The organism is Salinicola halophilus, from assembly GCF_003206155.1.
Taxonomy (GTDB): domain Bacteria; phylum Pseudomonadota; class Gammaproteobacteria; order Pseudomonadales; family Halomonadaceae; genus Salinicola; species Salinicola halophilus.
The window spans coordinates 537,416-560,885 of the sequence record NZ_PZJV01000002.1 but is presented as its reverse complement, the minus strand read 5'-3'; the positions used below and the strand labels follow the sequence as shown (position 1 = coordinate 560,885).

At 63.4% G+C, this 23,470-nt stretch carries 18 protein-coding genes; 1 reads left to right on the top strand and 17 read right to left on the bottom strand.

The features are described from left to right. The first annotated feature begins 129 nt into the window (after window positions 1–129). Window positions 130–453, top strand: a complete 324-nt coding sequence (gene trxA / locus DOM33_RS10220) for a thioredoxin (RefSeq protein ID WP_110668577.1) — start codon at window positions 130–132, stop codon at window positions 451–453. A gap of 116 nt (window positions 454–569) precedes the next feature. On the opposite strand, the gene DOM33_RS10215 is transcribed toward trxA, so the two are convergent. The 17 genes from DOM33_RS10215 to DOM33_RS10135 form a co-directional block, all read right to left on the bottom strand. Then, complete coding sequence (locus DOM33_RS10215; RefSeq protein WP_239495318.1) at window positions 570–1,691, bottom strand: AI-2E family transporter; 1,122 nt, start codon at window positions 1,689–1,691, stop codon at window positions 570–572. A 203-nt stretch (window positions 1,692–1,894) separates the two neighbouring features. Further along, complete coding sequence (gene pstB, locus DOM33_RS10210; RefSeq protein ID WP_110668575.1) at window positions 1,895–2,716, bottom strand: phosphate ABC transporter ATP-binding protein PstB; 822 nt, start codon at window positions 2,714–2,716, stop codon at window positions 1,895–1,897. A 20-nt stretch (window positions 2,717–2,736) separates the two neighbouring features. Beyond that, on the bottom strand, window positions 2,737–3,588 hold the full coding sequence (gene pstA, locus DOM33_RS10205; RefSeq protein WP_110668573.1) for a phosphate ABC transporter permease PstA: 852 nt from the start codon (window positions 3,586–3,588) through the stop codon (window positions 2,737–2,739). A gap of 15 nt (window positions 3,589–3,603) precedes the next feature. Beyond that, entirely contained in the window at window positions 3,604–4,545 is a 942-nt protein-coding gene (pstC, locus tag DOM33_RS10200; RefSeq protein WP_110668571.1) for a phosphate ABC transporter permease subunit PstC, read from the bottom strand. A gap of 107 nt (window positions 4,546–4,652) precedes the next feature. Then, window positions 4,653–5,693: a phosphate ABC transporter substrate-binding protein PstS gene (pstS, locus tag DOM33_RS10195; protein ID WP_110668569.1), complete on the bottom strand. Its 1,041-nt coding sequence runs from the start codon at window positions 5,691–5,693 to the stop codon at window positions 4,653–4,655. Window positions 5,694–5,857: 164 nt separating this feature from the next. After that, a complete protein-coding gene (gene pstB, locus DOM33_RS10190) occupies window positions 5,858–6,604 on the bottom strand; it encodes a phosphate ABC transporter ATP-binding protein PstB (protein WP_239495331.1) in 747 nt (248 codons plus the stop codon). Between the two features lie 262 nt (window positions 6,605–6,866). Further along, window positions 6,867–8,030 (bottom strand): phosphate ABC transporter permease PstA, encoded by a 1,164-nt coding sequence (gene pstA, locus DOM33_RS10185; protein WP_110668565.1) that lies wholly within the window; start codon window positions 8,028–8,030, stop codon window positions 6,867–6,869. Window positions 8,031–8,049: 19 nt separating this feature from the next. After that, complete coding sequence (gene pstC, locus DOM33_RS10180; RefSeq protein WP_110668562.1) at window positions 8,050–9,303, bottom strand: phosphate ABC transporter permease subunit PstC; 1,254 nt, start codon at window positions 9,301–9,303, stop codon at window positions 8,050–8,052. A 78-nt stretch (window positions 9,304–9,381) separates the two neighbouring features. After that, the gene (locus DOM33_RS10175; protein WP_110668560.1) at window positions 9,382–10,401 is read right to left on the bottom strand and encodes a substrate-binding domain-containing protein; all 1,020 of its coding nucleotides are present in this window, start codon (window positions 10,399–10,401) and stop codon (window positions 9,382–9,384) included. A gap of 189 nt (window positions 10,402–10,590) precedes the next feature. Then, the gene (locus DOM33_RS10170) at window positions 10,591–11,796 is read right to left on the bottom strand and encodes a Bcr/CflA family multidrug efflux MFS transporter (protein WP_110668558.1); all 1,206 of its coding nucleotides are present in this window, start codon (window positions 11,794–11,796) and stop codon (window positions 10,591–10,593) included. Window positions 11,797–11,955: 159 nt separating this feature from the next. Next, window positions 11,956–12,459, bottom strand: coding sequence for an STAS domain-containing protein (locus DOM33_RS10165; protein WP_110668556.1), 504 nt, complete (start codon window positions 12,457–12,459; stop codon window positions 11,956–11,958). Next, a complete protein-coding gene (locus DOM33_RS10160) occupies window positions 12,452–13,600 on the bottom strand; it encodes a PP2C family protein-serine/threonine phosphatase (protein WP_239495317.1) in 1,149 nt (382 codons plus the stop codon). Before DOM33_RS10160 ends, DOM33_RS10165 begins: the two co-directional genes overlap by 8 nt. Before the next feature lie 4 nt (window positions 13,601–13,604). Beyond that, entirely contained in the window at window positions 13,605–14,339 is a 735-nt protein-coding gene (locus tag DOM33_RS10155) for an MlaA family lipoprotein (protein ID WP_110668550.1), read from the bottom strand. Beyond that, window positions 14,339–15,469 carry a beta-ketoacyl-ACP synthase III gene (locus DOM33_RS10150; protein ID WP_110668548.1) on the bottom strand — a complete coding sequence of 377 codons (1,131 nt, stop codon included), beginning with the start codon at window positions 15,467–15,469 and terminating at the stop codon, window positions 14,339–14,341. The genes DOM33_RS10155 and DOM33_RS10150 overlap by 1 nt, the downstream gene beginning before the upstream one ends. Window positions 15,470–15,559: 90 nt before the next feature. Continuing rightward, complete coding sequence (gene hrpA, locus DOM33_RS10145; protein ID WP_110668546.1) at window positions 15,560–19,567, bottom strand: ATP-dependent RNA helicase HrpA; 4,008 nt, start codon at window positions 19,565–19,567, stop codon at window positions 15,560–15,562. Between the two features lie 82 nt (window positions 19,568–19,649). Beyond that, the gene (locus DOM33_RS10140; protein ID WP_110668543.1) at window positions 19,650–21,356 is read right to left on the bottom strand and encodes an AMP-binding protein; all 1,707 of its coding nucleotides are present in this window, start codon (window positions 21,354–21,356) and stop codon (window positions 19,650–19,652) included. Window positions 21,357–21,496: 140 nt separating this feature from the next. Further along, on the bottom strand, window positions 21,497–23,428 hold the full coding sequence (locus DOM33_RS10135) for a VWA domain-containing protein (protein WP_110668540.1): 1,932 nt from the start codon (window positions 23,426–23,428) through the stop codon (window positions 21,497–21,499). Window positions 23,429–23,470: the final 42 nt, after the last annotated feature.

Below are 23,470 nucleotides of genomic sequence, written 5' to 3'. Positions count from 1 at the left end.
AATTAGAATCGTGTCTTTAATAACCGGGCGCTATCGTTACGATTGTTTCCTCGGTTTGCTACTGCCGTTGGCAAGGGCTAACATCGCCGCATAGGCTCACAGAGCGCAACGTATCAAGGAGTCAATTTCATGTCTCACAATGTCGATGTCACCAACGCCAATTTCGAGCAGGAAGTGCTCAAGTCCGACAAGCCGGTTCTGCTCAAGTTCTGGGCCCCCTGGTGCGGTCCGTGCAAGATGATGGCACCGGTGGTCGACGAAGTGGCAAGCGAGAAAGGCGATGATATCAAGGTCGTCAGCGTCAACGTCGACGATGCCCCCGAGATCGCCTCCGAGCACGGCGTGCGGGGTGTTCCCACCGTCATGCTGTTCAAGTCCGGCGCGAAAGTCGCCTCGCTGGTGGGCGCCCAGTCCAAATCCCAGCTGACCCAGTTCATCGAACAAAACGGCTGATCTTCACTTTCGCCTAGCCACAAAAAAGCCGTGCCCAGTGCACGGCTTTTTCGTGAAGAGAATCCGTCATCATCGACGGCGTCCCACGTCTCATTATCGATACCGAGACGCCGGTTTCAATCCAGTTCCTCTTCGAGCTCATCGAGCGCCTCACGCGCCCGGCGCTGTCGCATACGACGCCGCTCGGAAGGCCCCAGCATCTTGGCAATCCAGCGCGTCTCGGGGTGACTGTCGAGTGCGATCTTCAAGGTCATGGTCAAGGGTACTGACAGCAGCATTCCCACCGGACCGAGCATCCACCCCCATACCACCAGCGATAGAAACGCGACCAGCGTCGACAGGCCCATCGCCTTGCCCATGATTCGCGGTTCGACCAGGTTCCCCAGTACGAAATTGATCGCTAGATAGCAGCCGGCAAGACTCAATGCCTGCACCATGCCGCCGTCCGGCATCGCAAGCGTCAGCAGCACGGGCGGAATCGCGGCGAGAAACGAACCGATGTTGGGTATGTAGTTCATGATAAAGGCGAGTGCGCCCCACATGAGCGCAAACTCCACCCCGACCAGCCAGGCCGACAGCGTCACGAGCACTCCGGTAATCAGGCTGATTACCGTTTTTACCGCCATGTAGCGCTTGAGGTTGTAGCTGAACTCGGTGAAACGCTCGAGACTCGGGCCGGGGTTGCTGAGCGCCCTTGCCACCTTCTGGCGAAAATCGAGCGTCTCGAACAGCATGAAATTGACCAGCAGCAGAATCACCAGGCTCTGCGACAGCACCACGCCAAGTCCGCTGATGAACGTCGCCGCCCAGCCCGGCTCGTCCGACGAGCCATCCATCATGTCGGAGAGCTCCTGTGGCGAGACGGAAAGTCCCTGATTGGCGAACCACTGAAGCAGCGACAGGTAATGTCCTTCCAGCTGCCGCTGCATCTCCGGCCAGTTCTCCATGAACATGGCGAAGCTGTTGCCCAGGAGTGTGCCGAACAGTGCCAACAAACTGCCTAGAACCAGCAGTGTGATGAGAACCGCTGCGTAAGAGTTCATTCCCCGGCGATAGAGCCAGTGCACCGGGGATGCGCAGATCACCGCCACGAATACCGACAGCAGCAACGGAATGATGATGCCTTCGGCGGCACGAATGCCTGCGATGATGACCGTCAGCGATGCCAACGTCAGCATCAGGTTGAACGGAACGTTACGAAAAGCGTTTTCCTGCCCGGGGGCCATGAGATCGTCCATCCTTGTGACGCGTCATCGAGCGGCCGACTTTAACACGATCCTCTGTCGGCGACGTCGAATCACACGGGCATGCCCCCATCGTCGTCAGCGCGACTGCAAGGCGTCGTGAACGTCGACGCCTACTGGCCGATCCTGCAGAGCGCGGGTCGGACAGTTCCGCACGCGGCCTGCAAGCGACGGTGGTCGGTTGGCAGGCTTATCGGTCAGCCGTAGCGCCCGGTGATGTAGTCCTCCGTGCGAGGCTCTTTGGGCTGCGTAAAGATCTTGGTGGTGTTGTCACACTCGATCAGGCTTCCCAGATACATGAAGGCCGTGATATCCGAAATTCGCGCGGCCTGCTGCATGTTGTGGGTCACGATCACGATGGTGTAGTTCTTCTTCAACTCATTGATCAGATCCTCGATGTAGCCCGTCGAGATCGGATCGAGCGCCGAGGTCGGCTCGTCGAGCAGAATCACTTCCGGCTTCACCGCGATCGTACGCGCGATGCACAAGCGCTGCTGCTGACCGCCAGAAAGCGCCTGACCGCTGTGCTTGAGCTTGTCCTTGACCTCTTCCCACAGCGCAGCCTGGCGTAGCGCCCACTCGACCCGCTCCTCGAGCTCGCGGGACGAGAGCTTCTCGTAGAGTCGAATGCCGAATGCCACGTTGTCGAAGACCGTCATCGGAAACGGCGTCGGCTTCTGGAAGACCATGCCCACCCGCGAGCGCAGCAGGTTGAGATCGACCTTGGCATCGTAGATATCCCGCTGGTCGAGCAGAATCTTGCCCCGCGTGCTGATGCCTTCGTAGAGATCGTGGATGCGGTTGAAACAGCGAATCAGTGTCGACTTGCCACAGCCGGACGGCCCGATGAAGGCCGTGACCTGATGCTCCGGTATCTCCATCGAGATATCGTTCAGCGCCTGGAACTTGCCGTAGTTGAGACTTAGGTTTTCGACCTTGAGCTTGGTCGCGGCGGTTTCCGAAGCGGCCGAGGTCGACGGCGCGGCCTGCTCGGTTTTGAGTTTGAGATCGGCGTTCATGGCGGCCTCGTAACGAAAGATCAGGAGCGCTGGCGCGAGAAATAGCGCGCCGCGATATTGAGAATCAGGATAGCGGCGGTGAGGATCAGCGCCCCGGCCCAGGCCAGCGATACGAGATCGGGGATGAACGAATTGATCGTCATGTTCTGATAGATCGTCATCGGCAGGTTTGCCATCTCGTTGTTGAGCTGAAAGAAATTCCACTGGTTGGAGTTCAGTGACGTGAACAGCAGCGGCGCCGTCTCACCGCTGATGCGGGCGAACCCCAGCAGAATCCCGGTCATGATACCCGCCCTCGCTCCGCTGTAGCAGACGCGCACGATGATCCACCAGCGGTGGGCGCCCAGCGCCGCCGCGGCTTCCCGTAGCGAGTTGGGGATCAGCTGCATCATGTCTTCGGTGGAGCGGATGACCACCGGGACGATGATGACCGTCAGCGACAGCACTCCGGCCCACGCCGAGAAGTTACCCATGGGCACCACGACCACGGCATAGATGAACAGACCGACGATGATCGATGGCGCCGAAAGGAGGACGTCGTTGATGAAACGGATGACCTTCGCCATCTTGCGCTTGCCACCGTACTCGGCAAGCCAGGTTCCGGCGGCAACGCCGACGATCGTCCCGATCACCGTGGCGACGCAGGTCATCACCAGAGTGCCCCAGATCGCGTTGCCGAGGCCGCCCCCGGTCATGCGGGTCCGCTCGGTGAAGATCGACAGCGAGATGGAGCCCACGCCTTTACTCACCAGCGTGAACAGAATGGCGAAAAGAAACAGAAAGCCGATACCGGTCGCCACGAGACAGGCCGCCATGACCAGCTGATTGAGCCGTTTACGCCGGCGGTAGAGCGAGGTCGTTGTGGTATTCATCCTGGGCGCTCCCAATCAGGCGTGACGGCCGGTGCTGTTGCGCAGCAGATAGCGCGCGAACGCCAGCACGGCGAAGGTGATCAGAAACAGAATCAGGCCCAGCGCCAGCAGCGCCGAGCGCTGAGTGCCGTCCGACTCCGAGAACTGGTTGGCGATCAGTGCCGCGATCGACGTGCCCTGCCCGGTCAGCGTCGGGTTCAGGAACAGGTTGTTGCCGATGACGAAGGTGACCGCCATCGTCTCGCCGAGCGCGCGGCCGAGGCCCAGCACGACGCCACCCACCAGGCCGCCCTTGACCGACGGCAGAATCACCTGCCTCGCCACTTCCCAAGTCGTGCAGCCGAGTCCGTAGGCGGATTCGCGCATGACCGATGGCACGGTATTGATGACGTCGCGACTGACTGCCGTGATGAAGGGGATGATCATCACCGCGAGAATGATGCCGGCGGTCGCAAGACCCGTGCCGGCGGGGAAGACATCGGGGAACCAGGTTCGCAGCAGCGGCGCGAGCACTTCCATGCCCCACATGCCGTAAATGATCGACGGAATACCGGCCAGCAGCTCGATGAGCGTACTCAAGGGCTGACGCAGAAATCCGGGGCATCGCTCGGTCAGAAAGATGGCGATGCCGAAAGAGATAGGCACGGCGATGACGATCGCGATGATCGACGTCAGAAGCGTGCCGTAGATTGCCGGTAACGCGCCGAACACCTCGACGTTGGCGGCCCAGCGATTTTCGGTGAAGAAGTCCACGCCATAGCGCTGCAGCGCCGGCCAGCTCGATACGATCAGCGATGCGATGATCGCGCCGAGCAGTAGCAGTACGGCAAAAGCGAAGCCGAAGAGTACTCGCTCGAACCCAACATCGATTTGCGCCTTGCGGCGCAGGCGCTTTTGCATCGCCTCGCTGAGATGCCCCAGTCCACTGCCCTTTTCAGCCGTGTTGGTGGTGGCCATGGTGTTTCCTCGTGGGCTTGCGACACGGCCGCCATGGCGGCGGCACTTGATACGACACCGCGGCGGAAGTGGTCGCCCACTCGCCGCCGCGGCCTTGCTTCGGGGTATTACTGCTGCCAGACGGCGTCGCCGTTCGAGCCCTGGATTTCGCTCCAGCTCTCGCGGACCATGTCGGCGACGTTGTCCGGCATCGGCACGTAGTCGAGCGACTGCGCCATCTCGTTGCCGTTGGCGTACGCCCAGTCGAAGAACTCGAGCGCCCGACGAGACGCTTCTGCATCCTGGGCTTCTTTGTGCATCAGGATGAAAGAGGCGCCGGTGATCGGCCAGCTATCCGCACCCGGCTGATCGGTCAGCACCAGGTACATGCCCGGCGCGTCGTCCCACTCGGCGTTGGATGCCGCCGCCATGAAGGACTCCATGCTCGGCTCGACGACGTTGCCGTCGCTGTTCTCCAGATGGATCAGGCTCAGTTCGTTCTGCGCCGCGTAGGCGTACTCGACGTAGCCGATAGCGCCGTTGGTGCTGCCGATCTGGCTGGCGACACCCGCGTTCGCCTTGGCGCCCACACCTGCCGGCCAGGCAACGGATTTGCCCTCACCCACGGTATCGGCGAAATCCTGGCTCACTTTGGAGAGATAGTTGGTGAACAGGAAGTTGGTACCCGACCCCTCGGCGCGGTAGACCGGCGTGATCCGCGCATCCGGCAGCTCGACGTCCGGATTCAGTTCGGCGATTGCCTCGTCGTTCCAGTTGCTGATGTTGCCAAGGTAGATATCGGCCAGCGTCTCACCGTCGAGGTTCAGCGACTCACCGTCGAAGCCATCGATGTGGAACGCCGCCACGACGCCGCCCATCACCATCGGCCACTGCATCAGGCCGTTTTCGTCGAGCTCTTCTTTGGTCATCGGCGCGTCGCTGGCACCGAAGGTGACGGTCTTGGCCGTGATCTGCTGGATACCGCCGCCAGAGCCGATGGCCTGATAGTTGAGGCCGGTACCGGTTTCGTCCTGATAGGCGTCGGCCCACTGGGAGTAGACCGGATAGGGGAAGGTCGCACCGGCACCGGTGATGGTGTCCTGAGCTTGCGCGCCGACAGCGACGACGAGCGAGCCGGAAATGAGCGTTGCGAGAACCTGCTTGAGCATAGAGTTACCTGCGTTCGTCGAGTATTGAGTAGCGGTGACTGCTTACTGACACAGAGGTAACTTACAACTGTAATATGACGCTTTCGTGACACCAACGGTCAATCGAGAAGACAAAGCGCCGAGCGGCTTTCGCACCGGCGCTTGGGCAACACCTGCCTCGCCCGTCAGCCATACCGCCCGGTGATGTAATCCTCCGCCTTGGTCGTCGCTGGCGTCTCGAAGAGAGTTGCAGTGTCGTTGTATTCGATGATCTCCCCCAGATGAAAAAAGGCCGTATAGTCCGCGACGCGGGCGGCCTGCTGCATGTTGTGAGTGACAACGACGATGGTGAAGTCCTTGCGCAACCGAACCATCAAGTCCTCGATGATCGCCGTCGAGATCGGGTCGAGGGCGGATGTCGGCTCGTCCATCAGAATGACGTCGGGGCGAAGCGCGATGGCCCGCGCAATGCAGAGCCGCTGTTGCTGACCGCCGGAAAGCGAGGTTCCGGGTTGATCCAGCTTGTCCTTGACCTCATCCCAGAGACCCGCATCGCGAAGCGCCTGTTCGACCAGCTCCTCCTGATCGCGACGGCTACTGACGATGTCGTGCATGCGCGGCGCGTAGGCGACGTTCTCGAAGATCGTCTTGGGAAACGGGTTGGGATTCTGGAACACCATCCCCACGCGGCGGCGTAGCGCCACCACATCCATTTCTCTGGCGTTGACGTTTCGCCCATCCATCTCGATACGACCCTCGATCCGCGCGCTGGGAATCAGATCGTTCATTCGGTTGAGGCAGCGCAAGAAGGTCGACTTGCCGCAGCCCGACGGCCCGATCAGGGCGGTTACCGTGTTCGAATAGATCTCGATATCGAGCGATTTCAGCGCCTGGTAGTCGCCGTACCAGAGATCCAGGTCGGTGACGGTCATGCTCAGTCGTTCGTGGTCGACTTCGTTATTGAACGACACCGGCTTGCCGCCGGACTGACCCTGCCGCTCGGGCCGACCGCCGGCGCTTTGCGGCTCGCTTGCGCCATGATCGACCGCCGGCTGGACTTCGCCGTTCGCCGGGCGCGACTCGCGGCTTCTCGAGCGCTGCTCTGTCTGGCCGTCGGCGGCGGCTGTATCCCGAGCAGCTGAATCCGGATGCGTCATACTTACCTCCCCATGAATTGACAGTGACGCTGATGCACTACCAGCGGCGCTCGAAACGGTTACGCATCAGTACGGCAATAGCGTTGAGCAGAATCAGTATCGTCAGCAGCACCAGAATGCCACCCGCCGTTTTCTCCTGGAATGCCTGGTCGGGCAGGCTCGCCCAGGTGTAAATCTGCGCTGGCAGCACGGTCGCCGAGTTGAGCAGCGAGAAATCGGCGTTGGGAATGAAGGCGATCATGCCCACCAGAATCAGAGGCGCCGTCTCCCCGATCGCCTGCGCCATACCGATGATCGAACCGGTCAGGATGCCCGGGAGGGATACCGGCAGCACATGGTCGCTGACCACCTGCCATCGAGTGCAGCCCACGCCGAAAGCGGCATGACGGATGCCGTCGGGGACCGAGCGTAGCGACGCCCGGGTCGAGATGATGATCAGCGGCAGCGTCATCAGCGCAATGGTCAACCCGCCGACCAGTGGCGAGGAGCGAGGCACGCCGAAGAAGCCGATGAATATCGCCAGGCCGAGAAGACCGAATAGAATCGACGGAACGGCGGCGAGGTTGTTGATATTGACCTCGATCATGCGCGTGAAGCGGTTGTCCGGCGCGAACTCCTCCAAGTATATCGCCGTCATGACACCGATCGGCAGGCTGATCGCCATGGTCACGGCGATGGTCAGCAGCGTTCCCAACGCCGCGGCGCCGATACCCGCCATTGCAGGACTGCGCGAGCCGCCGCCGGTGAAGAAGGTCTTGTTGAATCTCAGCTCCGCCTGGCCCTGCTCTACCAGTCGGTCGACGACCTGCTGCTCCTGCGAAGAGAGCCTGCCACGACCTTTCAAGTACTGGTCGACATCCGAGCTGGCCGGCACCCATTCGTCGCGCACGGTACCGGTCAATTCGGGATCCTGCTCGAACTTGCCAGGGAAGCTCCAGAAAAACCCTTGAGTGACCAGCTGCCGGTAATCCTCATCGATCGCGTTCAGCGGCATGGTGCGGGTCTCTTCGGTGTAGGTCACCTCGAGCTGTATCTGACCCTGCAGGAACGCCGACCAGCCACGCTGCACCATATCGCCCAGGAAAACCGCCAAGAACAACCCCGAGAGAATCAGAGCCGACATGGAGATCAGCTTGAGGCGCCGCGTCTTGCCGTGGCGCTTGCGCAGCTGCTTTGTAATCTCATCGAAGGAATCCGCCATTCCTCTACCCTCATCAGTGTTAGAGCGCGCTCAGGCTATATTTACGGCGAAAGTGACCGATCATCAGTACCGACACCAGGTTGAGAAGCAGGGTCACTGCGAAAAGCACCAGGCCGAGCGCAAACGCCGACAGCGTTTGCGCGCTGCCGAAGGAGATGTCGCCGGTCAGCGAAGAGACGATGCTGACGGTGACCGTCGTCATGTTTTCAAGCGGGTTGCCGGTGAGATTGGGACTCATCCCCGCCGCCATGACCACGATCATGGTCTCCCCCAGCGCGCGAGAAACGCCCAGCAGCGACGCCGATATGATCCCCGGCGCGGCCGTCGGTAGCACGACGTTGCGGATCATCTCACCCTTGGTCACGCCTAGCGCCAGCGCTCCCTGGCGCAGGGAGTCGGGCACCGAGTTGATCACGTCGTCCGACAGCGAGGAGATGAACGGAATGATCATGATGCCCATGACCAGTCCGGGCGAGAGCGCGTTGGTGTAGGAGGCTTCGAGCCCGAACAGTCCGGCCATATCGACGACGAGCGGAGAAACGGTGATCGCGGCGAAAAAGCCGTACACCACGGTGGGGATACCCGCCAGGATCTCCAGCATCGGCTTGGCCAGCCTGCGGACCCGCGACGGCGCGAATTCCACCATATAGACAGCCGCACCCAACCCGACGGGGATGGCGACCAGCATGGCGATCAGGGCGATCATGAACGTGCCGGCGAAGAGCGGCAGCGACCCGAACTCCGCTCGGCTCGAGGCCGAGGAGGAACGCCCCGCCGCCTCGAGAAAGCTGGCGCCGGGATTCCATCGGGTACCGGTGATGAAATCCCAAAAACTGTACATGTTGAAAAAGCGAATCGCTTCGCTGACTACGGAGACGACGATACCCAGCGTGGTGAGAACCGAGATCAGCGCAGCCCCCGCCAGCGCGAAACGAATCACCCACTCGATGGCGTTGCGCGCGTGGAAATCGGGGTTCACGTAACGCAGGCCGTAACCCATGCCGAGCAGTGCCACGGCCAGACCCACGAAATAGAGCGAATAGAGCGGCACCGGTGAACCGACGATCACCAGCACGAACCAGCAAAGGGAAATGACGGCAATGGCGGCGCCGACACTGGCCAGACTCATGAACCAGCCGTACTGACTGGGCTGGGAACGCATGGTCTTGCCCTCGGCACGGACACCCACTGCACGCTGGCGACCCGTGAAGAAAGCGGCGACGCCCAGCCCGACCATCAACACGATGAAAGCGGGAAACAGGTAGTCAGACATGGTGTTTCTCGGATGGTTGTGAACACAGAAAGGAGGCCGCAAGAGCGGCCTCCCAAAGCACCTCGAAAGAGGTCTGGCTCAACCTTCCTGAAGGTCCGACATCTCGATCGGCGTGAAGCTCGTGACCTGCTCGCGCTCGCTCTCACGCATGTCGTCGGGCAGTGCGATCAGACCGATGTTGCTGAGGTAGCCACCCGGACCGATCATCTGCTCGCTCATGAACAGATCGACGTAGGGATCGAGGGAGTCGACGCTGTCACGATGGGCATTCTTGACGTAGAAGAACAGCGAGCGAGAGACCGGGTAGTCGCCGGAGCTGATGGCGTCCGGCGTCGGCTCTTCGCCTTCGATGGTCGCGGCGGTCAGCATGTCCGGGTTCTCCTCGAGGAAGGAGTAGCCGAAGATGCCGAAGGCTGCCGTATTCTCCTGCAGACGCTGCACGATCAGGTTGTCGTTTTCACCGGCATCGATGTAGGCGCCGTCGGAGCGGATGTCGCTGTAGCTACCGTCGTAGGCATCCATCTCTTCGGAAGCCGCTTCCATCACCAGCTCGGCGAAGGCGTCGCGGGTACCGGAAGTGGTCGGCGGGCCGTAGACTTCGATCTTGCGATCCGGCAGCGACTCGTCGATGTCGCTCCAGTTCTGGTAGGGGTTGTCGACCAGCTCACCGTCCTGCGGCACCTGGGCTGCCAGCGCGAGGAACAGCTGCTCACGGTTCAGGTTGAGCGATTCGTTGCCGCCGCTCTCGGCGAAAACGATGCCGTCGTAGCCGATGGTCGCCTCGGTGATCTCCTCGACCCCGTTGGACTGGCACCGCTCGAACTCCTCGGCCTTCATGCGACGCGAAGCATTGGTGATGCTGGGCGTCTCGGCGCCGACACCTTCGCAGAAAAGCTTGATACCACCGCCGGAGCCGGTCGACTCGAGTACCGGCGTCGGGTGCTGGGTCGTCGCCCCGAACTGCTCGACGACATAGGTTGCAAACGGATAGACCGTGCTAGAGCCAACGATACGCATTTGCTGCTGCTGAGCCTGCGCCTGAGCCACCGATGCGCCCAGAATGCCAACGACTGCCGCGGTCTTCATGATCCGATTCATACGTCCCCCTTCGCGCTTGCTTACGAGTGTTGTCTATCGCTCGACACACTTTGCACGGGGAAGATGACTGAATTGCTACAGACAACGCTTTCGTCGTTACCGTATCGGTAGACCGTTTCGCGGTGGCGCCCGCGATCGACGGATCGATCCAACCTGCGTTGACTCACCGGGCCGCTCGCTGCTGGGCGCTCACTCGCTCGCGAGTATCGCCCGTTTCATCGCTCGCCCGGACAGCACGCGCACTGCCAGATTACCCAGCAGCGTCGCGGCGAGCATGACCAGAACCGTCGGCCAAGCGCTCGCCAGCTCGAAAGCGCCGACCAAAACGCCCGCTATCGCCCCGCAGGTGAACTGCAGACAGCCCTGCAGCGCGGTCGCCGTCGCGCTCATTCGTGGGAAATGATCGAGCATCGAAGACATGGCGTTGGGGCTGATCAGTCCCTGCATGCCGACGAACACCACCATCATCGGCGCTACGGTGTAAATGGTGTCGAGCCCTGTTGCCACCAGCGCGACGAGCAACAGCCCCGCCGTGAGCTGAACACCCAGCCCCAGCAGCAGATTCTGCTGAGGCGTTCGCGTTCTCAGCAGACGAATGTTGAGCCGGCTCGATGACGCCATGATCAGAATATTGGCGCCGAAGACGAACGGATAGAGCGCCGAGGAGAGACCGTAGTGCTCCATGTAGAGGTACGGCGAGCCGGTAATGAACGCGAACATGCCGGCAAACGACATCGAGACGGCACCGATGTACCCCATCGCTTCGCGATGCCTGAGCACGCTTGCGTAGTTGCGGAGTATCTGCCGCGTCGACGGCGCCTCGGGATCGCGGCCGTGGGTTTCAGGTAGATAGCGTCCGAGTAGCGCAATCACGAACACGGCATAGAGCGCGAGAAACAAAAAGATCAGCCGCCAGCCCGCAAGATGCAGCAGCGCGCTTCCCAGCGCCGGCGCCACCAGGGGCGCCATCATCAGGATCATCACCATGGTGGACATGACGCTGGCCGCCTCGCGGCCGCTGAACCGATCACGCACGATAGCCGCCGAGTTCACCACGCAGGCCCCGCCGCCCAGCGCCTGAATGAAACGCCAGCTCCACAGCGAGGCGAGCGAGCCGACCTGGGTCAGCGCCAGGCTCGCGATGAGAAAGACGACCAGCCCGGTCATCAGCACCGGCTTGCGCCCCAGGCGATCGGAAAGCGGGCCGCATACCAGCTGCCCGAACGCGAATCCGAGCAGAAAAATGCTCAGCGAGAGTTCGGTATGGTGCACGCTTGCCTGGATGGACGTCGCCAGCGCAGGGATGGCCGGCAGGTAGGCGTCGATGGCCAGCGGTGCGAGCGCCGTGTTGACGGCGACGAGCAATGCCAGGCGCCGTGCGGTCAGAGAAGCCACACATCCTCCTTAGGATGAAATCGAAAAAAACGGAAAACGCAGAGCGGATCGTCATCAAGATAGACAACGATCGTTAGAGACAGGCGACGACCACCGGAAAGTCGATCGAAGACGCCGATTCATGCGGCAAGGGACGACAGGACCATGAAGCGGCGCGAGTCAGTGGGAAGGCGGGTCCGTCGGCTGGGACTCGAGCAACTCGACCAGCGGCTGGAATTCGTGACGGTTGTGATCGCTCATGCGCATCAGAATCCGATGCGCCTCGAGGATTCGCTGCTGAATCCCGGACTCGTCCGTCTCGACGTGGGGCAGCTCCGAGAGGGCTTCGGGTTCGGTCAGCGGTGCCTCGACCAGGGTGAAGTACCGCCCGAAACCCATGACGTCGAGCATGTGTCGAACGTCAGGATGCTCGGCGACGATCGTCGGTGGCTGCTCCAGACGCCCCTGCACGGCGAGCGCGACTTTGGCGAGAAAACCCAGCGCCGTGGAGTCGACGTTGGTCGCCTCGCGTAGATCGACCATGACGGCACGCAGCCCCGGTAGCTCGGCCAGGCGCAGCGCCTGGGCATCGAGCGTTGCACAGAGCGTGAGACGAACGTCGCCGCACAGCTTGAGTACGAACACCCCCGAGTCGAAAGCCGCCTTGATGCGCCCTTCAACCACGATCGAAACCGCTCAAAGTCATCATGCTGAGATCGTCCGGCAGTTGATCACCCAGCGCAAGCCCGTCTTTCAGCTCGTCGACGCGGGTGCAACGTGATACGCGATGCTCGAGTTCCCTGAGACGCGCGTCCAGTGAAGTCGACGGCAGACACTCCAGTACGCCGTCAGAACAGAGCCAGAGCCGGAAACGCTCCGGTAGCGCGCAGCCGAAGATGGGGTATTCGACATCCGGAAACAACCCCACCGGAGGCCCCTTGCCACCGAGGTAGACCGTCTCGGTGTCACTTTGAAGCAGCGGCATGGGCAGCTGAGCGCCGAGCGAATAATGCAGAAACCGCTGCTCGTGGTCCACCACGCCTGCAAAGACGGTGGCGTGCTTGCCGATGCCGGTTGCGATCAACTCGCGATTGAGCTCTCCCAGCCAGCGCGACGGAAAGGCTTCCGGTAGTAGCGTCTGCCACTGCGATAGCCATCGACTGCAAAGATAGCGAAGCAGTACCGTCACGAATGCCGATGACGCGCCGTGGCCGGCGACGTCCGCGAAGTAGAAAAACGAATAGCGCGAATCGCAGCGCTGGAAGTCCAGGAAGTCGCCCGAGAGATAGAGCGACGGCGCCAGCCAGTAATCGCAGCGTACGCCGTGATGCTCCACCCCCTGGCGAGGCAGCAGCTTGCGCTGCACGTGGCCACCGGCACGCTGGTCGTCACGCAGGATTTCCAGATGGTGCTCCAAGCGCGCGTTGAGCGCCTGAAGCTCCGCCCGGCTCTGCTCGTGCGCTTTGGCCAGCCGGTCGAGGTCGAGCGCCCGTCGTATCAATCGACGCAGGATGTCCGCGTGCTTGAGCGGCTCGACCAGATAGTCGAGGAGGCCGGCGTCCATCGCCTTGCGAAGATCGTCGTGGCGAAGACTTTCGCTGACGACGATCGTGGGCGCTCCGGCCGTCAGCATCGCCCACCCCTCGTGCGTCACCGCACGGACGTGGGCGACGACCAGATCGCAATCCGGCGCCAGTGCCGCGAGCGACTCACCCACACGTACGCTCACGTCGAGACGCGCGATTTCACCGACGAGCGCCTCGCGCTCGCTACCCGCCAGATCGATCACACCGATCACGGGCGCTTCCGGCAGGGTATCGGGCACGAGGCTACTCGGCGAAATCGTCTTCGCTGTACTCGAAGTCATCGTTGGCGAACGGGTCCTCGCCCACTTCGCCATTGGTGACTTCGAACTGCCGGCGCTGGAGATAGGCGTCGCGAATGAAGCTGTAGCGATCGCCCTGAATCAGGTTCTCTTGGTCGAGCAAGTCGGCGCGAAGATCCACGAAACGCAGGAAGGTGAGCCCGAAGCGCCAAGCATCGTCCTCGACGTAGGTCACCGGGTAAGTGTACGCATCCACTGGCAGGCCGCTGGCATCACGCACCGTGCTCGGGCCGAGGATCGGGAGTACGAGATAGGGCCCGGAATCGATGCCCCAGACCCCCAGCGTCTGACCGAAGTCCTCGTGGTTCTCCTCCAGCCCCATGCGCGAAGCGGGATCGAGCAGTCCGGCGACCCCCAGCGTCGAGTTGATGAGGAAACGGCCCGACGAGACGCCGGCGTTGGCCCACTCCCACTGCAGGACACTGTTGAACGCGGTGCGGATCTCGCCCAGGTTCGAGAAGAAATTGCCCACGCCATCCTGAACCGGCTCGGGCGTGACGGCGTCATACCCCTGCGCCACCGGCTTCAGGGCATAGCGATCGAGCGTGTCGTTGAACTGATAGACACCCCGGTTGAACCCTTCCCACGGGTCCTGCGGGTTGGCGTCCTGCCCCGTCGAGGCGCAGCCGCTCAGCGCTGCCGCGACGCAGGCGCCGCCCAGCCAATGGATCGATTTCATTAACACGCATTCCCTTTACGCAGAATCACACTGCCCGCACTGTAGCCCGCGCCGAACGAACACACCACCCCGATATCGCCTTCGGCGAGATCGTGCCGGTGGAGGTGAAGCGCAATGATCGAGCCCGCCGAGCTGGTATTGGCGAAGCGGTCGAGGATCACCGGCGCCTCCTCTTGCGAAGGCTCTCGGCCGAGTACGCGTTTGGCGATGAGATCGTTCATGTGTCGATTGGCCTGATGCAGCCAAAGCCGAGTGACCGACTCGCCGGTCAACGACTGGCTCTCCAGATGATCGAGGATCAGCTCGGCGACCATCGGACAGACCTCCTTGAATACTTTACGCCCTTCCTGCACGAAGAGCTTGTCGACGGCTCCCGGGTCAGTATCCGCCAGGCGATCGAGAAAACCGAAATTGTTGCGGATCGCGTTCGAGAACCGCGTCGTCAGTCGCGCCCCCAACACCGTGAAGTGTTCACGCTCCCGCGCCAGATGATCGGCCTCGAGCACCACCGCCGTGCAGGCATCACCGAAGATGAAGTGGCTGTCACGATCGCGGAAGTTGAGGTGCGCCGAGCAGATCTCGGGACTGACCACCAGCACGCGCTCCAGGCTGCCGGCGCGGATGGCGTTGGTCGCCATGTCGATGGCGAAGGTGGCGCTGGAGCAGGCAACGTTCATGTCGAAGGCGTAACCGCCTGCCCCGAGCAGCGCCTGCAGCTCTACCGCCACGGCGGGATAGGGCCGCTGCAGGTTCGAACACGCCACGATGATCAGATCGATACCGCTTGCCTCGATGCCCGCCGCCGTCAGCGCCTCTTCGGCCGCCGCCTGCCCCATCTCGGCCTGGATCGAGGGCGCGTCGTTATCGCGCTCGGCGAGATAGGGCCGCATGCGCTCGGGGTCGAGAATACCCGCCGCATTCATCACGTAGCGACTCTCGATGCCGGAAGCCTTGACGATGAACGCCTCACTCGAGTGCGCCAGCGCCTCGCGCTCGCCGGCCTCTATGGCCTCGGTATGCCGCGCATTCTCGGCGTCGACCCAAGTATTGAAACTCGCGACCAGCGCCGCGTTGTCGATGGCGTCCGGCGGCGTGTAGAGACCGGTGCCGGTGATGACGGCCTGCGTCATGAACAACTCCTTGAAGCGGCCACCGCCGCCCTTACGTTCTTTACGAACCGCGAATCCGGGCGGATGCGCGATGAATCCCGAGCCACTCGCTCAAACCTTCTGCCCCGTGATCTCCAGCCAGCGTTTGGCGAGGCGCTTCTCCGACACCGTTTCCAGCGTGCCGAGCTGCTGGGCGAACAGCGATACGCGCCACTCCTGCAGCCACCAGCCGAACTCGATCAGCGCCCGCTCCGGAATGCCATCGCGCTCCGTCGCCTGTCGCCGCGCATCGAGCCTCGCCTCCCACGCCTGGACCTGCTGCATCGCGAGCTGATCACGACGCAGCTCCCGTGGTGCTTTCTCGAGGCGAATCTCGGCGGCCTGCATGTAGCGTGGATACTGCGCGAGCCATTCGCCCGCCTCGCGCACGAAACCGGGATGGACCAGTCGCTGCATCTGCGCCTTGAGATCGCCGTAGGTCAGCGCCAGCGCAAAGCCGACGTTGCCCTTCAACGCCTTGGTGACAGCGAGATGACCTTCCAGTGCCGGTTTCAGCGTCTCCAGCAGCGTCTCGGCGTAAGGCACCAGATCCCCGCGCCATGCCGACACGCGCGCCTCGAACGCCTCGCGTGAGCGCGGCATCGGATCGGCGGCAACGGTCTGCGCGAGACAGGTATCGATGACGTCGCGGGCAAGCTGATCCCGCGACCCCACCTTGGCGAACAGCAGCGTGCATGCCTTGAGCTGCGGCAGCTCTCGCTCGATGGTCGTCACCACGGTGGCCAGACGCCGTCGCGCCAGTCGCACGAGGCCGTCGCGATGCGCCATCGCGGCACGCTCGGCGTGATCGAACCAGGCCACGCGCAGATCGTCGTCGTCGAACACCAGCGCCGGGAAGACCTCGACCTGAATGCCCGCCTGCGTGGTCGTGCTGGAATCGGGCAGCGCCGTCTCCGGCAGATCGTCGAGCGTCTGGGCACTCGTCGTCTGCTCCTCGGCCATGGCGCGAGCGCCGGCGGCCGCGGCGTCGACGAAGCGCTCCCGCAGCGCATCGAGATCGCGCCCCTCGCCAAGGCGCTTGCCCTCGTGATCGACGACGCGCAGGTTCATGTGCAGATGCGGTTCCAGCTGCTCGAGGCGCCAGTCGGTCGCCTCGAGTCGAATGCCGGTCTTGCGCCGGAGAAACTCGCCCAGCGCCTCTTCGACCGAGCGCTCGTCCGGCGTCAGTGTCGCCAGCGCCGCATCCACCCAGTCGGGAATCGGCACCACCTGGCGGCGGACCTGTTTGGGCAGCGCCTTGAGCAGCGCGATGCATTTTTCTCTGAGCAGGCCCGGCACCAGCCAGGAGAGTCGCCCCGGCGAGAGCTGTGCGAGCATGACCGCCGGCACCGTCAGCGTCACGCCGTCGTCGCTCGCCCCCGGCGCGAAGTGGTAGCTCAGCGGATAGCGCACGCCGTTGAAGACGAGTTCGTCCGGATACTGCTCGACACTCACGTCGTCCGCCTGACGCGCCATCAGCGTCTCGCGGTCGAGCTTGAGCCGATTCGGTTCCTCGAGCTCGATCTGGTGGCGCCACCTCTCGAAGCTCTTGCCACCAGTGATCTCCGCCGGCAGTCGCTCGTCGTAGAAGGCGAAGAGTGTGTCGTCGTCGACCAGGATGTCGCGCTTGCGTGCCCGATCCTCAAGATCTTCGACCGACGCCAGCATCGCCTGATTGTGAGTGAAGAAGTCGGCCTTCGTCTGATAGTCGCCCTCGACCAGCGCCCGACGAATGAAGAGCTCCCGGGACTCGATCGGCGCGACCTTCGAATAGTCCACCCGACGGCCGGTGACGATCGGCAGCCCGAACAGCGTCACCTGCTCGAGCGCGACCACCTGCGCCCGCTTGCGCTCCCAGTGCGGGTCGCTGTAGCTCTTCTTGATCAGATGCTCGGCCTGCGGCTCGATCCACTCGGGCTTGATGCGAGCGCAGTCGCGACCGTACAGGCGGCTGGTCTCGACCAGCTCGCCGGCCATTACCCACTTCGGCGGCTTCTTCGAGAGCCCCGATGACGGGTGAATCAGAAAGCGCCGATTGCGTGCGCCGAGAAACTCGCGGCTCTCCGGCTGCAGCTGCCCGAGGTTGGAAAGCAGCCCGGAAAGCAGCGCCTGATGCAGACGCTCGGCGTCCACCCGAGGCTGGCTCTCCTCGTCCTCGGGGGCGCGCATGGCGCTGGTGAACTCGAGCTGCATCTCCTGACACAGCTTGCGTAGCTGGCGGTAGGTGTCGTGCCATTCGCGCAGCCGCAGGTAATTCAGATAGCGATCGCGGCACCAGCGTCTGAGCTGGCTGCTCGAGTGGGCCTCGCGGGCGTTTTCGAATCCCTGCCAGAGGTTGAGCCAGGCGACGAAGTCGGAGTTGGGGTCGTCCCACTCGCGATGCTTCTGATCGGCGGCCTGGCGCTTCTCCGCCGGGCGCTCCCGCGGGTCCTGGATCGACAGCGCGCTGACCACGATCAGCGCTTCGCGCACGCAGCCGAACTGCTCGCCGGCCAGTACCATGCGGGCGAGCCTCGGGTCGATCGGCAGCCGTGCCAGACGACGCCCCGTCTCGCTGATGTGCTCACCGGCGTCCACGGCACCGAGTTCGAACAGCAGCCGGTAGCCGTCCTTCACGAAGCGGGGGTCCGGCGCATCGACGAAGGGAAAGTCGAGCACGTCGCCGAGCTTGAGCGAGAGCATCGAGAGAATGACCGAAGCCAGATTGGTTCGCTGAATCTCGGGTTCAGTGAATTCGGGACGCGAGAGAAAATCGTCCTCGCTGTAGAGGCGAATGCAGAGTCCTTCGGCGACACGTCCGCAGCGCCCCTTGCGCTGCTCGGCACTCGCCTGGCTCACCGGTTCGATCGGCAGCCGCTGAACCTTGGCGCGAAAGCTGTAGCGGCTCATGCGCACCAGCCCCGGGTCGATCACGTAGCGAATGCCCGGCACCGTCAGCGAGGTCTCGGCGACGTTGGTCGACAGCACGATCCGCCGGCCAGCGTGGGACTGGAACACCCGGTTCTGCTCGGCGTTGGAGAGCCGCGCATAGAGCGGCAGGATTTCGGTACTCTTGAGATCGGCCCGGCGCAGTATGTCCGCGGTTTCGCGAATCTCCCGCTCGCCGGGCAGGAACACCAGAATGTCGCGGGGGCCACTGTACCAGCGGTTCTCGCGCTCGATCTGCTCGATCTCCTCCACCGCCGCGACGATGCCTTCCTGCAGCGAGAGATCTTCCTCCTCGCGAGATTCGCGCACCAAGGGCCGGTAGCGCACTTCTACTGGATAGGCACGGCCGGAGACCTCGACCACCGGTGCCGGCCGACGCTCGCCATCCTTCTCGATGGCGAAGTGTTGGGAGAAGCGCTCTACATCGATGGTCGCCGAAGTGATGATGACCTTGAGATCGGGGCGGCGTGACGTCAGCCGTTTGAGATAGCCGAGGAGAAAGTCGATGTTGAGACTGCGCTCGTGGGCCTCGTCGATGATGATCGCCTCGTAGCGCATGAGGTCCGGGTCGTGCTGGGTTTCCGCCAGCAGGATGCCGTCGGTCATCAGTTTGACCAGCGTGTTATCGCCTGTCTGGTCGGTGAAGCGAACCTGATAGCCGACCTGCTCGCCGAGATTCACCTCGAGTTCCTCGGCCACCCGCGCCGCCACCGAGCGTGCCGCCAGCCGACGCGGCTGGGTATGACCGATCATGCCACGCCGGCCCAACCCCAGCTCAAGGCAGAGCTTGGGCAGCTGGGTCGTCTTCCCGGAGCCCGTCTCCCCGGCCACGACCACGACCTGATGCTCACCGAGCGCTTCGAGCAGCGTCTCGCGCTTGGCCGCGACGGGTAGCGATTCGGGGTAGTTGAGCGTCAGCGGCTGCTGGGCACGGCGCTCTACCGTCTGGCGCGACGCACTCAGACGCTTGCCGATCTCCGCCAGCGAGCGGTCGATCGGCTTGCCCTCTTTCGCCCGCCGCGCGAGTCGCGACAGGCGACGACGCTGCTCGGCGGCGTCGCGAAGAAGACACGTCTCGAGCTGTCGCTCGAGATCGTTCAAGGCTTTCAGAGACTGGGCTTGCTGAGAAGCGTGGGAGGCAGTAGCGCTCAAAAGTCCCTCGGCGTCGGCGGGTAAGTCGGCTAGGCCGCTGCCGTGATGGCAACGAACCCACCATTGTAGCCGTCAGCCGCGTTCAACTCACGTTCGTCGACGTCGCGTCGGTGGCGGGTCTTTGATCCCGTAGCTCCCGGCGTAGCACCTTGCCCACGTTGCTCTTGGGCAATTCGTCACGCAGTTCGACGAACTTCGGCACCTTGTAGCCCGTCAACTCCTGCTTGCACCACTGGCGCAGCGCCTGAGGATCGAGCCCCTCGTTGCGCGGTACCACGAAAAGCTTGATCGCCTCGCCGGCGTCCTCGTCGGGCACGCCGACGGCCGCCGCCTCGAGTACGTCAGGGTGCCCCGCCACGACCTCTTCGATCTCGTTGGGATAGACGTTGAACCCCGAGACCAGAATCATGTCCTTCTTGCGATCGACGATCTTGACGTAGCCGTCGGGTTCGATCCGGGCCATGTCACCGGTGCGCAACCAACCGTCGGCGTCGAGCATGGCCGCGGTGTCCGCCGGACGCTGCCAGTAGCCCTTCATCACCTGCGGCCCGCGTATGCAGAGTTCGCCGCTGTCGCCGGCCGCCACCGACACGCCGGCATCGTCCACCACGCGAATCTCGGTGCCCGCCACTGGGCGACCGATGGTGCCGATTCGAGGCGCCGCTGGCGGATTCACCAGGGCGATCGGCGATGTCTCCGTGAGCCCATAGCCTTCGACGATGCCGCAGCCGGTGGTCTCCTGCCAGCGCTTGGCCGCAGTCGGCGTCAGCGCCATGCCGCCGGAGATGGTCAGCTTGAGCCCGGAGAAGTCCAGCGCCTTGAAGTCGTCCCGCTGACACAGCGCGTTGAACAGCGTGTTGAGGCCGACGAAGACCGAAAACGGCGTGCGTGAGAGCGTCTTGACGAAATCCGCGATATCCCGCGGGTTGGGTATCAGCACGTTGTGCTGGCCGGTGGTCATGGCGAACAGACAGTTCACCGTGAAGGTATAGATGTGATAGCACGGCAGCGGCGCGATGATCGTTTCCGTCCCCTCGCGCAACGTCTTCCCGAGCAGCTGCTGGGTCTGGAGCATGTTGGCGATCAGGTTACGGTGCGTGAGCATCGCACCCTTGGCCACACCCGTGGTCCCCCCGGTGTACTGCAGCGCCGCCACGTCGTCGCCACGTCCGGCGGCGACATTGACACGCTTGCCGGCGCCCCTTGCCAGTGCCTGGCGCAGCGGCGTGGCCTGGGGAAGCGAATAGGCGGGCACGAGCTTCTTGACCCGGCGCACCACGGTGTTGATCAGCGTACGCTTGGGCCAAGGATGCAGATCGCCCATGTCGGTGACGTAGACGTGGCGAATGTCGGTCTGGTCGAGCACCTTTTCCAGCTTGTGCGCCATGTTGGCCAGCACCACGACGGCAGTGACGCCGGCGTCCTTGAACTGGTGGCGCATTTCGCGCTCGGTGTAGAGCGGGTTGGTATTGACGATGACCAGACCCGCACGCAGCGCGCCGAACACCGCTACCGGAAACTGCAGCACGTTGGGCAGCTGAATGGCGATCCGGTCGCCGGGTTGGAGGTCGGTTTCGTGCTGAATCCAGGCGGCGAAACGATCGGCGAGGCGATCGACATCCCGATAGCGAAGGGTGTGCCCAAGGCAGCTGAAGGCCGGCTTGTCGGCGAAACGTCGGCAGGCGTCGGCGATGATATCGTCGATCGATTCGAAGGCGTCGAGCCCCGTCAGCGCCGGCCCCGACTCGATGCCGTCAGCGCGTCGCACGTCCTGCTCGGCGCCACCCATAGGGTCTGTCTTCTTTCCCGCCTCGCTGAATCGCTGCCCCATGGGATCTCCTGGATTCGATGAAATTCAGTCCGTTATAACAGGATCATGGCGCCCCAGCGCTGCCACCAAGGTTGTAGATGCGTGTTGCCTCATCCACTTCACTCGACCTGCGAACCCTCTCCGAGCGACGGCTCCGCCCGGCGTACTCGCCGGCGGCGACGCTTGGCCGCGGCGCTCGCACGCCACAGCAGTACCAGCAGCAGGACGAGCGCGATCACAAGCCAGGTAACGGGTCGCTGCGCGTAAGGAATGACGTAGTCGTCGACATAGGGCTTGGCCAGCGCCCACCCCTGCCTGGCCCGAACCTTGGCGTACTCGAGCATCTGCGCCGGGGTCATGCCGTCGCTGAAATCGAACACCACCCCCTCCTTTGCCCTCTGCGTGTCGTCTTCGACGCGGGCATCGCTCTGCACACCGCGAGCGGCATCGGCGCCGCTAAGACCGACCGCCGCATCGGGATTAAGACGCACAACCGGCAGCTCGAAGCGCAGCTGACGGCCCTCGAGCCGAGCCTCGGCGGTGATCGTGACCGGCAGCGACGCACTCGGGTCGGTTTCGGGCACCGCGATGGTCCACTCGCGCTCACCGGACTGGCGCACGTCGAGCGTCTGACCGGTGAGTACCGCGCTCAGCTCGGTGTTGCGGGTATCGAGATCGGGATGATTGGCACGAACCACGATGCGTCGGCCGTCATCGCTGAGGTGCGCCTCGAGCGCCGCAACGACGTTGACCGCCTGCACCCGCTCACGCGTGAGCCGCTCGCTCTCGGCGATCACGGCCAGCCGCGCATTGCCGAGCGCCTCGATGCCGGTGAGTTCACCTTGAAAGCGACCCGGCGCGCGCGTCGATGAGGCGTCAGGCGAATCCGATGCCGGCGCCAGCGTGACCTGCGATAGCACGTTACCGTCGAGATCGCGTAGCTCGGCGCGTACGCGAAGGCCCGGCGGTAGTGCCTCGCCGTGCAGCGCTTCGCCCTCCTCCTCCAGCCAGACCGTGAGCGGTGTCGCGAGATTCTGATAGAGAGTCGCGGGCAGATCGTTGCTGCGCAGCGCGATGCCGGCCTGGATGCCGATCCGACTGTCTTCGCCGATCTCGCCGTCGACGCGCCATTCGCCGGCGGCGGGCTCGGGGACACGAATCAGGTCATAGCGATCGTTGCTCAACCACTCGACCTGACCCGGGTGGCTCTCGCGGGAGTAGCGCTCGCCGTTCGGGCCGATCAGCACCGGCGGCGCCTGCTCGGGCGCGTGGAACAGCAGCGCATTGAACTGATCGATGTCGTCGTCGATGGCGAAGCGCTGATCCGCGTCGAGGGGAACGCGATCGCCGGGCAGTATTCGGTCGAGCACGTCGAGAAAGGCCCGCAGCAGTGCTTCGGGCGTTCGCGCCACCGCTGCCAGCCCGTCGGTCCGCTGCGCCGTCTGTTCGAGCAGGGCGCGGTCGACGTTGTCGGAGAGGCCAATGGTATGCACCACGATACCGTCACGCGCGAGCCGCGGAGCGAGCTCCTGGAGGATTCGCTGCCGCGAGGCGGTGTCCTGGCGCGTCTTGTCGCTGCCGGTCGCCGGCAGGTCGACCATGCCGTCGGTCAGCAGAATGAGATGCCGGTTACGCTCGATCGCCGCGCGACTCGAAGAGGCGACATCCCCGTCGGCGACACGTCGCAGCGCCCGCTCGATATCGGTGAACTGTTGATAGTCGGTGAGCTGCGGGGCGAGTCGATTGGCGAGTTCGCGCCAGCTGGCGTCGACCGCCCCGGTGCGAAGCGGGTTGTCGACGGTCGTGCCGAAGGTCCAGACGGAACTGGTGGCACTCGACGGCAGCAGCGCGGCGGCGAAACCCAGCGCATTGGCACGCAGGTTCTGCGGGTCGTTCTGTTTCATGCTGCCGGAGACGTCCACCACCATGCGGACGTCCGGCGCGTACGGCGTCATTGCCGAGTCCGCTCGCTGCCCCATGGCCACGCCACTAATCGTCGCGCTCACCATGGCCAGCAGTGCCAGCACTCCCCAAAACTTCAGCGCGCGCATACGTTCGCCATCTCCCGCTCGTCGTTGCCACTGTTCAGCCGC

What these genes read in the sequence shown, in the direction of transcription:
- pstB (WP_110668575.1), bottom strand. Translation starts at nt 2,716, where the DNA reads ATGAACGCCGATCTCAAACTCAAAACCGAGCAGGCCGCGCCGTCGACC.
- DOM33_RS10135 (WP_110668540.1), bottom strand. Translation starts at nt 23,428, where the DNA reads ATGCGCGCGCTGAAGTTTTGGGGAGTGCTGGCACTGCTGGCCATGGTG.
- pstC (WP_110668571.1), bottom strand. Translation starts at nt 4,545, where the DNA reads ATGGCCACCACCAACACGGCTGAAAAGGGCAGTGGACTGGGGCATCTC.
- DOM33_RS10215 (WP_239495318.1), bottom strand. Translation starts at nt 1,691, where the DNA reads ATGGACGATCTCATGGCCCCCGGGCAGGAAAACGCTTTTCGTAACGTT.
- pstA (WP_110668573.1), bottom strand. Translation starts at nt 3,588, where the DNA reads ATGAATACCACAACGACCTCGCTCTACCGCCGGCGTAAACGGCTCAAT.
- DOM33_RS10175 (WP_110668560.1), bottom strand. Translation starts at nt 10,401, where the DNA reads ATGAATCGGATCATGAAGACCGCGGCAGTCGTTGGCATTCTGGGCGCA.
- DOM33_RS10140 (WP_110668543.1), bottom strand. Translation starts at nt 21,356, where the DNA reads ATGGGTGGCGCCGAGCAGGACGTGCGACGCGCTGACGGCATCGAGTCG.
- DOM33_RS10155 (WP_110668550.1), bottom strand. Translation starts at nt 14,339, where the DNA reads ATGAAATCGATCCATTGGCTGGGCGGCGCCTGCGTCGCGGCAGCGCTG.
- pstS (WP_110668569.1), bottom strand. Translation starts at nt 5,693, where the DNA reads ATGCTCAAGCAGGTTCTCGCAACGCTCATTTCCGGCTCGCTCGTCGTC.
- pstC (WP_110668562.1), bottom strand. Translation starts at nt 9,303, where the DNA reads ATGTCTGACTACCTGTTTCCCGCTTTCATCGTGTTGATGGTCGGGCTG.
- DOM33_RS10150 (WP_110668548.1), bottom strand. Translation starts at nt 15,469, where the DNA reads ATGACGCAGGCCGTCATCACCGGCACCGGTCTCTACACGCCGCCGGAC.
- pstB (WP_239495331.1), bottom strand. Translation starts at nt 6,604, where the DNA reads ATGACCGTCACCGACCTGGATCTCTGGTACGGCGACTACCAGGCGCTG.
- trxA (WP_110668577.1), top strand. Translation starts at nt 130, where the DNA reads ATGTCTCACAATGTCGATGTCACCAACGCCAATTTCGAGCAGGAAGTG.
- pstA (WP_110668565.1), bottom strand. Translation starts at nt 8,030, where the DNA reads ATGGCGGATTCCTTCGATGAGATTACAAAGCAGCTGCGCAAGCGCCAC.